At 71.9% G+C, this 13710-nt stretch carries 7 protein-coding genes; 5 read left to right on the top strand and 2 right to left on the bottom strand.

What is annotated here, in order from left to right; translation table 11 throughout:
* Window positions 1-232 precede the first annotated feature (232 nt).
* From ACFYNU_RS27250 to ACFYNU_RS27235, 4 genes are all read left to right on the top strand, one after another.
* Window positions 233-1936 carry a carbohydrate-binding module family 20 domain-containing protein gene (locus tag ACFYNU_RS27250; RefSeq protein WP_356594102.1) on the top strand — a complete coding sequence of 568 codons (1704 nt, stop codon included), beginning with the start codon at window positions 233-235 and terminating at the stop codon, window positions 1934-1936.
* A gap of 159 nt (window positions 1937-2095) precedes the next feature.
* Window positions 2096-7438 carry a pullulanase-type alpha-1,6-glucosidase gene (gene pulA, locus ACFYNU_RS27245; protein ID WP_388767468.1) on the top strand — a complete coding sequence of 1781 codons (5343 nt, stop codon included), beginning with the start codon at window positions 2096-2098 and terminating at the stop codon, window positions 7436-7438.
* Window positions 7439-7539: 101 nt separating this feature from the next.
* Window positions 7540-9576 carry an NB-ARC domain-containing protein gene (locus tag ACFYNU_RS27240; RefSeq protein ID WP_356594100.1) on the top strand — a complete coding sequence of 679 codons (2037 nt, stop codon included), beginning with the start codon at window positions 7540-7542 and terminating at the stop codon, window positions 9574-9576.
* A gap of 108 nt (window positions 9577-9684) precedes the next feature.
* Window positions 9685-10410 (top strand): DUF4230 domain-containing protein, encoded by a 726-nt coding sequence (locus ACFYNU_RS27235; protein WP_356594098.1) that lies wholly within the window; start codon window positions 9685-9687, stop codon window positions 10408-10410.
* A gap of 12 nt (window positions 10411-10422) precedes the next feature.
* Here ACFYNU_RS27235 and ACFYNU_RS27230 read toward each other — a convergent pair whose 3' ends face one another.
* Window positions 10423-11148, bottom strand: a complete 726-nt coding sequence (locus ACFYNU_RS27230; RefSeq protein WP_356594096.1) for a TetR/AcrR family transcriptional regulator — start codon at window positions 11146-11148, stop codon at window positions 10423-10425.
* A 52-nt stretch (window positions 11149-11200) separates the two neighbouring features.
* Here ACFYNU_RS27230 and ACFYNU_RS27225 point away from each other — a divergent pair, with 52 nt between their 5' ends.
* Window positions 11201-11677, top strand: a complete 477-nt coding sequence (locus tag ACFYNU_RS27225) for a hypothetical protein (protein WP_356594094.1) — start codon at window positions 11201-11203, stop codon at window positions 11675-11677.
* Between the two features lie 23 nt (window positions 11678-11700).
* On the opposite strand, the gene ACFYNU_RS27220 is transcribed toward ACFYNU_RS27225, so the two are convergent.
* On the bottom strand, window positions 11701-13635 hold the full coding sequence (locus ACFYNU_RS27220) for a hypothetical protein (protein WP_356594092.1): 1935 nt from the start codon (window positions 13633-13635) through the stop codon (window positions 11701-11703).
* Window positions 13636-13710 lie beyond the last annotated feature (75 nt).

Raw genomic sequence — 13710 nt, 5'->3', positions numbered from 1 at the left:
TCTCTTGCGGAAGCTCTTGCACCGCAACGATTCCGATATTTCCCCGGTGTTACCCAGTGGTGTCCAGAGGGTTGACCGGGGCGGAGCGGGCTCGTACGGTCTGGTTCGCGACAAGCTTTTGCTTTCTTGCAGCAAGAACATTCAGCAGCTTCAGGAGCCTTGAGGGCAGGGCGCGTTGCCATGCGAGGTCTCTCCCGTCCTTTCGCACCTCCCCCCACGCAGGAGGAAAAACATGGCCCGCAGAGCTCCCGCCCTCGCGCTCGCCCTCGTGGCAGGCGCGGCGGCCCTCGTCGCACCCGGCAGTCCCGCCCAGGCGGCGCCGCCCGGTGAGAAGGACGTCACCGCCGTCCTGTTCGAGTGGCGGTTCGACTCGGTGGCCAAGGCCTGTACCGACAGCCTCGGCCCCGACGGATTCGGCTACGTCCAGGTGTCCCCGCCCCAGGAGCACATCCAGGGCGGCCAGTGGTGGACCTCGTACCAGCCCGTCAGCTACAAGATCGCCGGCCGGCTCGGCGACCGCGCGGCCTTCCAGTCCATGGTCAACACCTGTCACGCCGCCGGGGTGAAGGTCGTCGCCGACTCCGTCATCAACCACATGTCGGCGGGCAACGGCACCGGCACCGGCGGCACGGCGTACACCAAGTACGACTACCCCGGCATCTATTCGGGCGCCGACATGGACGACTGCCGCTCGCAGATCAACAACTACGGCGACCGCGGCAACGTCCAGAACTGCGAACTCGTCGGCCTCGCCGACCTGGACACCGGTGAGGACTACGTACGCGGCCGAATAGCCACCTACCTCAACGACCTGCTCTCGCTCGGCGTCGACGGCTTCCGGATCGACGCCGCCAAGCACATGCCGGCCGCCGACCTCGCGAACATCAAGTCCAGGCTGAGCAATCCAGGCGTGTACTGGAAGCAGGAAGCCATCTACGGCGGCGGCGAGGCCGTGTCGCCCGCCGAGTACCTCGGCACCGGAGACGTACAGGAATTCCGCTACGGCCGAAGCCTCAAGCAGGTCTTCCTGAACGAGAATCTGGCCAATCTGAGGAACTTCGGCGAGGGCTGGGGCTTCATGGCGAGCGGCAAGTCCGCCGTCTTCGTGGACAACCACGACACCGAGCGCGGCGGCGACACCCTCAACTACAAGAACGGCGCGACCTACACGCTGGCCAATGTCTTCATGCTGGCCTACCCGTACGGCTCTCCCGACGTGCACTCCGGATACGAGTTCAGCGACCACGACGCCGGACCTCCCAACGGCGGTACCGTGACCGCCTGTTACACGGGCGGCTGGAAGTGCCAGCACGACTGGCGCGAGATCTCCTCCATGGTCGGCTTCCGCAACACCGCGCGCGGCCAGGCGGTCACCGACTGGTGGGACAACGGCGGCGACCAGATCGCCTTCGGGCGCGGCTCCAAGGCGTACGTCGCCATCAACCACACCGGCTCCTCGCTCGCCCGCACCTTCCAGACGTCACTGCCCGCCGGTGACTACTGCGACGTCCAGAGCGGCAACGGTGTGACCGTCAACGGCTCCGGACAGTTCACGGCGACCCTCGGTGCCAATACGGCGCTCGCCCTGCACGCCGGGGCCCGCACCTGCGGCGGGGGCGGCAATCCGCCGGCCGGTCAGTCCGGGGTGACGTTCGGCGTCAACGCGACGACGCAGCCGGGCCAGAACATCTACGTCACCGGTGACCGCGCGGAACTCGGCAACTGGAACACCGGGGCGGCGCTCAAGCTGGACCCGGCCGCCTACCCGGTGTGGAAGCTCCAGGTGCCGCTGCCCGCCGGTACGTCCTTCGCCTACAAGTACCTCCGCAAGGACGCGGCCGGCGCCGTGACCTGGGAGAGCGGCGCCAACCGTACGGCCACCGTGCCCAGCGCCACCTCGGGCGGGCTGACCCTGAACGACACCTGGCGCAACTGACCCAGCCCTGAAGGCTCCTGACCGAGCACCCCCGCACGCCCGCACCCCCCGCACGCCCGCACCCCCCGCACCATCCGGCCGCCCCGGCGACGCGCATCCGGCACCACGCCCACGCGCCGTCGCCGGGCCGGCCCTCCCGTACCCCGAGGAGATCCCCGCGTGATTCGCCCTCCGCTGCCCGCGCTCCCGCGCCGAACGGCCGTCGCCGTCGTCGCCGCGGCCCTGTGCGCGGCCCTGGTGCCCGCGCTGCCGGCCGTCGCCGCCCGCGCCCCGGCGCCGCCGTCGGACGCCCGGCTCGCCGCCGAACCGGCCCGCCACGACCTGACGCGCGACCAGTTCTACTTCGTGCTGCCCGACCGCTTCGCCAACGGCGACCGGACCAACGACCGGGGCGGGCTGACCGGTTCACGTGAGGCCACCGGTCACGACCCCACCGACAAGGGCTTCTACCAGGGCGGCGACCTCAAGGGGATCACCGACCGGCTCGACTACATCAAGGGCCTCGGCACCACCGCCATCTGGATGGCGCCCATCTTCAAGAACAAGCCGGTGCAGGGCACGGGCGACGACATGTCGGCCGGCTACCATGGTTACTGGATCACCGACTTCACACAGGTGGACCCGCACTTCGGCACCAACGCCGAGCTGGAGAGGCTGATCGACAAGGCCCACGACAAGGGCATGAAGGTCTTCTTCGACGTCATCACCAACCACACGGCCGACACCGTCGACTACGCGGAGAAGAAGTACGGCTACCGCCCCAAGGGCGCCTATCCGTATCTCGACAAGGACGGCCGCCCCTTCGACGACCGCGCGGGCGTCGGCCGCGTCGACGCCGACGCGTTCCCGTACACACCGGCCCCGAAGGCGGGCGAGAAGAAGGTCCCGGCCTGGCTCAACGACCCGGCGATGTACCACAACCGGGGCGATTCGACGTTCGCGGGGGAGAGCTCCGAGTACGGCGACTTCTCCGGACTCGACGACCTGTGGACCGAACGGCCCGAGGTCGTGAGAGGGATGGCGGAGATCTACCAGAAGTGGGTCCGTGACTTCGACATCGACGGCTTCCGCATCGACACCGTCAAACACGTCGACCTGGACTTCTGGACCCAGTGGGCCACCGCGCTCGACGCCTACGCCGCGAAGCGGGGCCGCGACGACTTCTTCATGTTCGGCGAGGTCTACTCCGCCGACACCGCCGTCACCTCGCCGTATGTGACGCGGGGGCGGCTCGACTCCACGCTCGACTTCCCCTTCCAGGACGCGGCGCGCGCCTACGCCTCCCAGGGTGCCCCCGCCGAGCGCCTGGCCAAGGTCTTCGGCGAGGACTACCGCTACACCACGGACAAGGCCAACGCCTACGAGCAGGTGTCGTTCCTCGGCAACCACGACATGGGCCGCATCGGCACCTTCCTCAAGCAGGACAACCCGGGGGCCGGTGACGCCGAACTGGTCGGGCGCGCCCGTCTCGCCAACGAGCTGATGTTCTTCTCGCGCGGCAACCCGGTGATCTACTACGGCGACGAACAGGGCTTCACCGGCCCCGGCGGGGACAAGGACGCCCGCCAGAGCCTCTTCGCCTCCACGACCCCCGACTATCTGGACGACGACCAGCTCGGCACCGACCGCACCCACGCCTCTGACGCGTACGACCCCACCCACCCGATCTACCGGTCGATCGCCGAACTGTCCAAGCTCACCAAGCGGCACCCGGCGCTGCGGGACGGCGTACAGACCGAGCGCTACGCCTCGGGCTCCGTGTACGCGTTCTCCCGTACCGACGCGCGGCAGCGTGACGAGTATGTCGTCGCCGTGAACAACGCCGCGACACCGAAGACCGTCAAGGTGCCGACCGGCTCGGCGCGCGCCGACTTCCGTACCCTGTACGGCGGTCCGGACACCGGCGGCACCGTACGCAGCGGGGCCGACGCGACGATCGAGGTCACCGTCCCCGCGCTGTCGTCGCTCGTCCTGCGGGCCGGTGAACCGCTCGCGCCGCCCGCCGCCAAGCCGTCGATCACCCTCACCGCCCCGGCGGCCGGTGCCACCGGCACCGTGGAGATCGGCGCCGACGTCGACGGCGGACAGCTGAACCGCGTCGTCTTCGCCGCCCAGACCGGCAACGGCAAGTGGCGCACCCTCGGCAGCGCCGACCACGCCCCGTACAAGGTCACCCAGCATCTCGGCACCGACGTGGCCGCCGGAACACCCCTGCGCTACAAGGCCGTTGTGGTCGACAGCCGGGGCCGTACCGCCTCCGACCTCGCCTCCTCCACCGCGGGGGAGACACCGGCGCCCGAGCCGCCCACGGCGGTCGAGCGCGAGCACGCGATCGTGCATTACCGGCGCGCCGACGGGAAGTACGACGGGTGGCAGCTCAAGTCCGGTGACACGACGGCCGAGTTCACCGGCCGAGACGCTTACGGCGCGTTCGCCTGGGTCGACGTCCCCGAAGGCGCGTCGGCCGTCCCGTACACCGTGGTCAAGGACGGGACGCCGGACGGACCGCCGCGCACCGTCGACCTGGCGAAGACCGGTGAGGTCTGGATCGAGCAGGGTGCGGACGGTCAGAGCGAGAAGGCGCCCGACGGTGTCTACCCGCCGCAGGACAAGACCAAGGCCGTCCTGCACTACCAGCGGGCCGACGGGAAGTACGACGGCTGGGGTCTGCACACCTGGACCGGCGCCAAGGACCCCACCGACTGGGCGAAGCCGCTGGAGCCGGTGAAGCGGGACGCGTACGGCGTGACGTACGAGGTGCCGCTCGCCGAGGGCGCCACGTCGCTCAGCTACATCCTGCACAAGGGCGACGAGAAGGACCTGCCGTCCGATCAGTCCCTGGACCTCGCGACCTACGGCAACGAGGTCTGGATGCTCGGCGGCCGGCCGGGCTATCTGCTGCCGACCGCCGGCGCCGTACCCACGCCGGATCTCGGTCAGGCCGAGGCGCAGTGGATCGACCGCGACACCGTCGTGTGGAAGGTGAAGGCCACCGGTGCGACCAGCCAGCAGCTCGTGTACGCGCCGGACGGCGGGATCACCGTCGAGAACGGCGCGCTGTCGAAGGAGGGCCAGTGGCTGCGGCTCGCCCCGGGGACGCTGACCGACGCGCAGAAGGCCGCCCACCCCCATCTGAAGGACTTTCCGGCGTTCACCGTCGACCCGCGTGACCGGGACCGGGTGAGGGAGTCGCTGCGCGGGCAGCTCATCGCCACCCAACGGGCCGCGAACGGGGCCCTGTTGGACGCGACCGGCGTACAGATCCCCGGTGTGCTGGACGATCTGTACGCGGGCGCCGCGACAGACGCCTCGCTCGGCCCCGTCTTCAGCGGCGGCCGTCCCACCCTGTCGGTGTGGGCGCCCACCGCGCGGCGGGTCGCGCTCGAACTCGACGGCCGGAGCGTGCCGATGCGGCGCGACGACCGCAGCGGCGTGTGGTCGGTCAAGGGCGACCGGAGCTGGACGGGCAAGCCGTACCGGTACGTGGTCGACGTCTGGGCACCCGGCGTGCGGAAGATGGTCACCAACAAGGTCACCGACCCGTACTCCACCGCTCTGACCACCGACTCGGCGCGCAGCCTCGCCGTCGACCTGACCGACCCGAAGCTCGCGCCCAAGGGCTGGTCGACCCTGAGGAAGCCCGCCGCCGTCCCGATGCGCGACGCGCAGATCCAGGAACTGCACGTCCGCGACTTCTCGATCGCGGACCGCACCTCCGACCACCCCGGCCGCTATCTGGCCTTCACCGACACCGGGTCCAAGGGCATGAAGCACCTCGCCCAACTGGCCGACGCGGGAACGTCGTACCTGCATCTGCTGCCCGTGTTCGACATCGGCACCATCCCGGAGAAGCCCGCCGACCAGCAGACACCGGCCTGCGATCTGTCCGTGTACGCCCCCGACTCCGAGGAGCAGCAGGCCTGCGTCGCGAAGGCGGCGGCCAAGGACGGCTTCAACTGGGGCTACGACCCCCTGCACTACACGGTGCCCGAGGGCAGCTACGCCAGTGACCCCGAAGGCACCAGGCGCACCGTGGAGTTCCGCCGGATGGTGCAGGGCATCAACGGCGCCGGACTGCGGACGGTGATGGACGTCGTCTACAACCACACCGTGGCGAGCGGCCAGGACCCCAAGTCCGTACTCGACCGGATCGTGCCCGGCTACTACCAGCGGCTGCTCGACGACGGCACCGTGGCGACGTCCACCTGCTGCGCCAACACCGCGCCCGAGAACGCCATGATGGGCAAGCTCGTGGTGGACTCGATCGTCACCTGGGCGAAGGAGTACAAGGTCGACGGCTTCCGCTTCGACCTGATGGGCCACCACCCCAAGGCCAACATCCTCGCCGTGCGCAAGGCGCTGGACGAACTGACCCTTGCCAAGGACGGTGTCGACGGGAAGGCGATCATCCTCTACGGAGAGGGCTGGGACTTCGGCGAGATCGCCGGTGACGCCCGCTTCGTCCAGGCCACGCAGCGGAACATGGCCGGCACCGGGATCGCGACCTTCTCCGACCGGGCGCGCGACGCGGTACGCGGCGGCGGCCCCTTCGACGAGGACCCTGGCGTCCAGGGCTTCGCCTCCGGACTGTTCACCGACCCCAACTCCTCACCCGCGAACGGCACGGCGGCCGAGCAGCGGGCCCGGCTGCTGCACTACCAGGACCTGATCAAGGTCGGACTCACCGGCAATCTCGCCGACTACTCCTTCACCGACACCGCCGGCCGCACCGTCAAGGGCTCCGAGGTCGACTACAACGGCGCCCCGGCCGGCTACGCCGCCGCGCCCGGTGACGCGCTGGCCTACTCCGACGCGCACGACAACGAAAGCCTCTACGACGCCCTGGCGTTCAAGCTCCCCCGCACCACCCCGGCCGCCGATCGGGCCAGGGCGCAGGTGCTCGCCATGGCGACGGCCGCGCTCACCCAGGGGCCCTCGCTGTCGCAGGCGGGGACGGACCTGCTGCGCTCCAAGTCGCTGGACCGCAACTCCTACGACAGCGGCGACTGGTTCAACGCGATCAACTGGGACTGCCGGGACGGCAACGGCTTCGGGCGCGGACTGCCGCCCGCCGCCGACAACGAGGACAAGTGGGCCTACGCCAAACCCCTGTTGGCGACGCCCGGCATCGTCCCCGGCTGCGACGAGAGCACCGGCGCCGCAGCCGCGTACCAGGATCTGCTGAGAATCCGCACCACGGAGGCGGCTTTCCGCCTCTCCTCCACGGAGGCCGTCCAGTCCGCGCTCAGCTTCCCGCTCTCCGGCCCCGACGAGACACCGGGTGTCATCACGATGCGCCTCGGCGGGCTGGTGGTGGTCCTCAACGCCACGCCGGACGCGGCGAACCAGCGGGTCACGGCGCTCGCCGGCCGCCCGTACGGGCTGCATCCCCAGCAGGCCGGCGGTGCGGACCCCACGGTCAAGGAGGCTTCGTACGAGGCGAGTTCGGGCACCTTCACGGTGCCGGGGCGGACGGTGGCGGTGTTCCGGGCCGGCGCGTGAGCGGCCCCCGACCGGCACGGCCGCCCGACCGGCTCCGTAACTGACCGATTCTCACCACGGCGGACAGTCCGGCTCCCCAACTGGGCCAGACTGTCCCCGTGGTGGGACATCTTCCTGACGAGACGACCAGCTTCGTAGGCCGCACGGCCGAGCTGGCGGACGTCGAACGCGCCCTGAAGGCACACCGGTTGACCACGCTCACCGGACCCGGCGGCGTGGGCAAGAGCAGACTCGCGCTCCGCGCGGCCGGCCGGGCCGTCCAGCGATACCCCGACGGCGTCTGGTGGGTCGACCTGTCGCCGCTCGCCGACGAGCGGCTGCTCCTCAGCACCGTCTCCGACGCCGTCGGACTCTCCGACCACACCCTGCGGATGCCCGTCGAAGCACTCCGCGAATGGCTCGCCGACAAGCGGCTGATGCTCGTACTCGACTGCTGCGAACGGCTGGTGAACGCCTGCGCGCGGCTCGTCGGCGAACTCCTCACCGCCGCGCCCGGCCTCACCGTCCTCGCCACCAGCCGCCAGCCCCTCGGCGCCGGCTTCGAGGAACGCATCGAGGTGGCGCCCCTGCCACTGGACGGCGACGACGAGAAAAGCCTCGCACTCGCTCTCTTCCGGGAGCGCGCCATGACGGCGGCGCCCGGCATCCGCCTCGACGAACCCGCGGTCGCGCTCGCCGCCGACCAGATCTGCCGCCGCCTCGAAGGCATCCCGCTCGCCCTCGAACTCGCCTGCGCGCGGCTCGGCGAGAACAGCGTCGAGGAGATCGCCGCACGCCTCACCTCCCGCCTCGACGTCCTCACCGACCAGACCGCCTGGCCCCGGCGCCACCGCGCGCTGCGCACCGCCATCGGCTGGAGCCACGAACTGTGCGCCCCACTGGAGAGGCTGCTGTGGGCCCGGCTCTCCGTGTTCAGCGGCGACATCGAGGAGGCCGACGCACGGGCCGTCTGCGCCGGCGGACCGCTCGGCCCCGACGACATCGGCCGCGCCCTGACGGGACTCACCGACCGCTCCGTCATCCGGCGCCACGGCACCCGCTACCGCATGCTCGACACCCTCCGCGAGTACGGCGCCCTGTGGCTGGCCGAACTCGGCGAGGAGCGCGTGCTCGCCGACCGCCACGCCGCACACTTCGCCGCGCTCGTCCGTGAGGCGCACGGCGGCTGGCTCGGCCGGGACCAGATCGCCTGGTACGGCAGGATCGCCGACAGCCACTCCGACCTGTGCGCCGCCCTCGACCACTTCCTCGCGGCGGACCCGGCGGCGGCCGTGGAGATGGCGGGCCGGGTCGGTTTCTTCTGGACCTGCTGCGGCCACCTCCACGAGGCCCGGATCTATCTGGAACGCACCCTCGCCGCCCACGACGCGCCCGGACCGGACCGCACCCGCACCCTGTGGGCGCTCGGCCTGACCGTCATGCTCCAGGGCGACCACGAGGCCGCGCACCGCATCGGCGAGCAGTGCTCCCTCGCCGCCTGGCAGGACAAGGACCCCGAGTCCATGCTCTCGGCGGCCTACCTGCTGGGCCTGACCTCGCTGATGATGGGCCACACGCAGGCCGGCCACACGGTGTCCGACCGCGCGCTGAGCGCGGTGGGGGGCGACGGCTTCTCCTACCCCTCCCAGCTGCGCTGCCGTCTCGTGCGGGTCTTCGCCCTCACCGGCCTCGGCCGGCTGGAGGAAGCGGGCCACGAGGCGGCGACGCTGCGCGAGGAGTGCGCGGAACGGGGCGAATGCTGGACCCGGTCGTACGCCGACTACCAGCTCTCCCTGGTCAACCTGCTGACCGGCCACCCGTACGAGGCGGAGACCCACGCCCGCTCGATGCTCGCGGGCAAACACCAACTGCGCGACAGCTTCGGCATCGCGCTCGGCCTCGACCTGCTCGCGGCGGCCGTCGCCGCGCAGGGCGACGGCGAGCGGGCGGCCGGCGTCTACGGCACCGGTCAGGCGTACTGGCGCATGGTCGGCCACCCCCAGCGCGGCACCCCGGAACTGGCGGCGGTCCGTGCGGAGTGCGAGCGCGGCGCCCGCGAGTCGGTGGGCGACCACGCGTACGAGACGGCGTTCGAGCGGGGCCTGTCGGAGGACCGCGCGGCCGGGCTGGCGAAGGCCCTCCAGGGGCCGATGCCCTGAGCCGGGCGCGGCCGGTCCCGTCAACGCCCGTTCCATGCGCGGCGGTTGCCCGAACTTGTTGCACGCTTGTCGTGGCGTGAACGCCGTGGGACGGGTAACCCGGTAGGTATGACGTCCACCGACGTGACACCAGAACCCGAACAGAGCCAGAGTCAGAGCCGGGGCGGACGCCCGACACCCGCGGCGCGGGTGTCGAGGGCGCCCTGGTGGGTCAAGCTGCCCGTGGGGCTCGTGGTGCTTGTCGTGCTGCTGGGGATCGGCAGCCGGCTCGACCTCGTGCCCGGATTCGACGACGTCTTCGGCGACGAGACGAAGGACCGCACCGGGCCGACGCTGCTCAAGTCCATCCAGGACCTCAGCCGGTACCAGGCGGCGTCCGGGAACTTCCAGGTGGTGGTGGACCTGGAGAAGGACGCCAAGTTCCTCCCCGACACCCTCAAGGGGAGCCGCACGCTCTACGTGGGCGCCGGCAGCGTCGGCTCGTACGTGGACCTCGGCGCGATCGACGAGAAGAACGTCCAGGTCAACGAGGCACGGACCACCGCGACGCTACGGCTGCCGCACGCCAAGCTCGGCGAGGCCACACTGGATCCGGACCGGTCGTACGCCGTCTCCAAGCAGCGCGGGCTGTTCGACCGGCTCGGCGACTTCTTCTCCGACAACCCGGGTGACGAGCGCGCCGTCAACAAACTCGCCGCCCAGCACATCCAGGACGCCGCCAAGGAGAGCGAACTGACCGTCCGCGCCGAGAAGAACACCACCAGCATGCTGCAAGGGCTGCTCTCCTCCCTCGGCTTCAAGGAAGTGACGGTCGTCTACGGTCCGGCCGGCTGACCGCCCCGGCGCCTACTCGGAGCGGGGGTTCGGCAGCGGGGTCGGCAGCGTCGCCGCCAGGGCCGTCAGCCGGGTCACAAGATCGCCGAACGGGCCGCCCGGCGGCTCGTCGGCGAGGACCGGCAGCAGGATCCGTGCCATCTCGTCGTCGTACGCCGCGCTGACCGCCGCCAGCGCGGCGAAGTCGTGCACCAGCTGCAACTCCAGCTCCAGGCGCGGGATCCGGCGGCCGTCCAGCCACAGCAGCGCCGTCGACTCGGCGAGCGACACCCAGGAGCGCACGACCAGTTCGAGCCGGGGCGGCGGCGACTGGACGGAGAGATGGGACAGGATCTGCTCGTACGCGGCCTGCCGCACCTCGTCGATCATGGCGTTGGCCGTGGAGGAACCGACGGCGGGGCCGCCGCGCATCAGCGCGAAGAAGCCGGGGCCGTGCTCGTCCACGAAGTCGAAGAAGCGCGTCATGACGCGCAGCAGCCGGGCGCCGAGCGGCCCTTCGCGCGGCTCGACGAAGCGCGCGGCCAACTCGTCGGCGGCCCGCCGCAGCGCAGCCTCGTACAGGGACTGCTTGCCCGGGAAGTAGTGGTAGACCAGCGGCCGGGAGATGCCGGCGGCTGCCGCGATCTCGTCGATCGAGACGTGATCGGGCGAGCGGTGGCTGAACAGTTCCAGCGCGACACCGATCAGTTGCTGCCGTCGCTCTTCGACGCCCATTCTGCGTCGTACCCCGGTCGTCATATGAACAGCCTAACCGTCGGTGGCCGGAGCCTGTCGGTTACGCTCGCCGACCATGAGCGCATCTGACCAGGAAGAGGTCACCGAAACGCCGGGACCGGAGCCGGTGTCCGGGCCAAGGGGGAAGCCGGAGGCGGGTCTTGCCGCCCGCCCCGAAGAGACCGCGGAGACGGCGGAAGCGGACCGCGGGGACACCGACCGCGAGAGCGGGGAGCACGGGGACACCGACCACGGGGACGGGGAGCACGGGGCGGGCGGTCTCGACGACGGCGACCACGCCCTCACCCCGCGCCAGGCCCGCCGCCTCCGCGTCGTCGTCGCCTCCGTCCTTCTGGTCGCCATGGCCGCCCTGTTGGCCGTACGGCTCGCCAACCGCAGCTCCGTCCTCGTCGTCGGCCTCTACGGCTTCGCGATGATCCTGTGCGGCGTCGTCATCGAACTCAGCAGACACGGCCGTACCCGCCTCGCCACCTGGGTGCTCGGCTTCGGCCTCGCGGCCACGCTCGCCACCGACTGGCTGCTGCTGCCCTGAGCCGCCGCCGACGGCCCCGGCGCTCACCGCAGCGCGCCCACCCGGGTGCCGTCCGCCAGCAGCCCGTCCAGCTCCGCCCGGTCACCGGGCTTCGCCGGCACCGCGAGCACCCGCCCCCGCGCCGAGCCGGTGACACCGCCCGTCGTACGGACGGAGCGGAACTCGTCGCTGCCGGCCGCCAGTACGTACCACCGGCCGCCCCGCGACTTCCACAGCACGCCCGCCAGCACACGGGGCTCCCGGGCGCCGCACGCGGCCGAGTCCGAGGCCCGCGCCGCGACCGCGCCCGGCTTCGGCGCCCCGTCCTTCGCCGACGGCGGCTGGAACTGCGCCAGCACTCTGCTCTCGGTGCTCCGCCACGTCTCCGCGCGCGTGCACACCCACCGGGCGGCGCCGTTGGACTCGGGCAGGCTCTGACTCGCGAACTGCCAGGAGTTCACCGTCCGCACGCCGTGCGAGCGCACGGCGGGCAGCAGACACGCCGTACGCGCCCAGGCGGCGCGCGCCGCGCTCCCCGACACGTCGGACGGCGCCGACGGCGGACCGGACGTCAGCCGGGCGGGGGTGAGTTCACCGAGGTCGGACAGCAGCCGTACGCCGCCCGCGCCGCTCTCCGTCACCTCCAGCACGTCCCACGCTTCGCACTCCCGCCGCGTGCCCGGCGCCGGCAGCGGATCGCTCACGCCGTCCGCGTCACGCCGCAGGGGCCGCGCGTCGCCGGCCGGGTCGAGCAGGTCGCGTACGGACGTCGTCCGCACCCAGGGCGCCATGAGATAGCGCACGTTGCCGTCTGTGCGACCGGCGACCAGCGCGTACGTGGCGGGGGCCGTGCCCGGCGCGGTGTCGGCCGACGCGCCGTCGACGCGGGCGAAGTCCAGCGCCACCGGGCCGGTGCCGGTGCGGGGTTCCGCGTACCGGGCGATCCGCAGCCCGTCGTACAGCAGCACCACCCGGGCCCGGTCGACCTCGCCCGCGTACAGCAACTGCGCCGGTCCCATGGGCGGTCCCACCGGCGTGGCCGGGGTCGACGAGACCCGCACCGACGCGCCCGGTCCCGCCCACACCGCCAGCGCCCGCCGCAGCAGCGGCCGGTCGCCGGTGAGCGTGCCGCGCGTGGGCCAGACGGAGAAGTCCGTGCGGGCGGAGGACCGCCAGGCGTTCTCCGGGACGCGGTGCAGCTTCGACGGGTCCAGGGCCGCCTCCGCCGCCGAGTTGCGGGTGTACGGCGGGGCGGCGGCCCCGTTCGCGCCCCAGCCGTCGCCGGGCAGCCCGAGCAGCGCGCCGCAGACGGCCACGGCGGCGACCCCCGCGACGGCGGCGCGCGCGTGCTGGCGGCGGCGCAGCAGATCGGTGGGGCGGGCCTGGAGTGAACACGGGTCGTACTCGGGGGACTCCAGCAGCGCCACGCCCTCCGTACCGATGCCGTCGGCCTCCGCGAGCGCCGCGTGCGGGTCCTCGATCCCGCCGGCGGTGAGCAGCCGGCGCACGTCCCGGTCGGGCAGCCGCTCCAGCCCTCTCAGTACGAAGGCGGCCCTGGCGCCGCCGGAGAGGGCCGACAGGCGCCGGTCGAGGGCGAGTTCGTCGGCGCCGCCCGAGCGGGGGAACAGCCGCAGGCCCCACACGTGCGGCAGCAGCGGCGGCAGTTGGGAGCGCCGGGGCCACGCCGCGCGCCGCGACGGCCGCCCCGCGTCGAGCGCCTGCCGCAGCACCCGGCCGCGCAGATAGGCGTAGCCGCTGTCGGGCGTCGCGACGGTGCGGTTGCGCGGCAGCGAACGCTGGACGACGGCGTGGGCGGTCAGCACCCGGCGGTTGCGGCCGAGGGCCGGCGGCAGCACGAGATAGGCGATCCGCACGAGCCGCGGATAGTGCTCGACCAGGGCGGCCTCGGCCTGCTCCACGTCGATGGGGGCGGGCGTGGGGGAGGGGGCGGCGGCCGTGGCGGCGTCGGTTGGGGGCACGTTCAGCAGAACGAGCGATTCGTCGGATGGTCACCCCAGCAACCCGGCCCACCGTCGGCAACTCCCTTGCCCCAC

Origin of the sequence: Streptomyces sp. NPDC006643 (genome assembly GCF_042870175.1) — a bacterium.
GTDB lineage: Bacteria > Actinomycetota > Actinomycetes > Streptomycetales > Streptomycetaceae > Streptomyces.
Note: the sequence above shows the minus strand (reverse complement) of the source record. Positions and strands in the feature narration are given on the sequence as shown.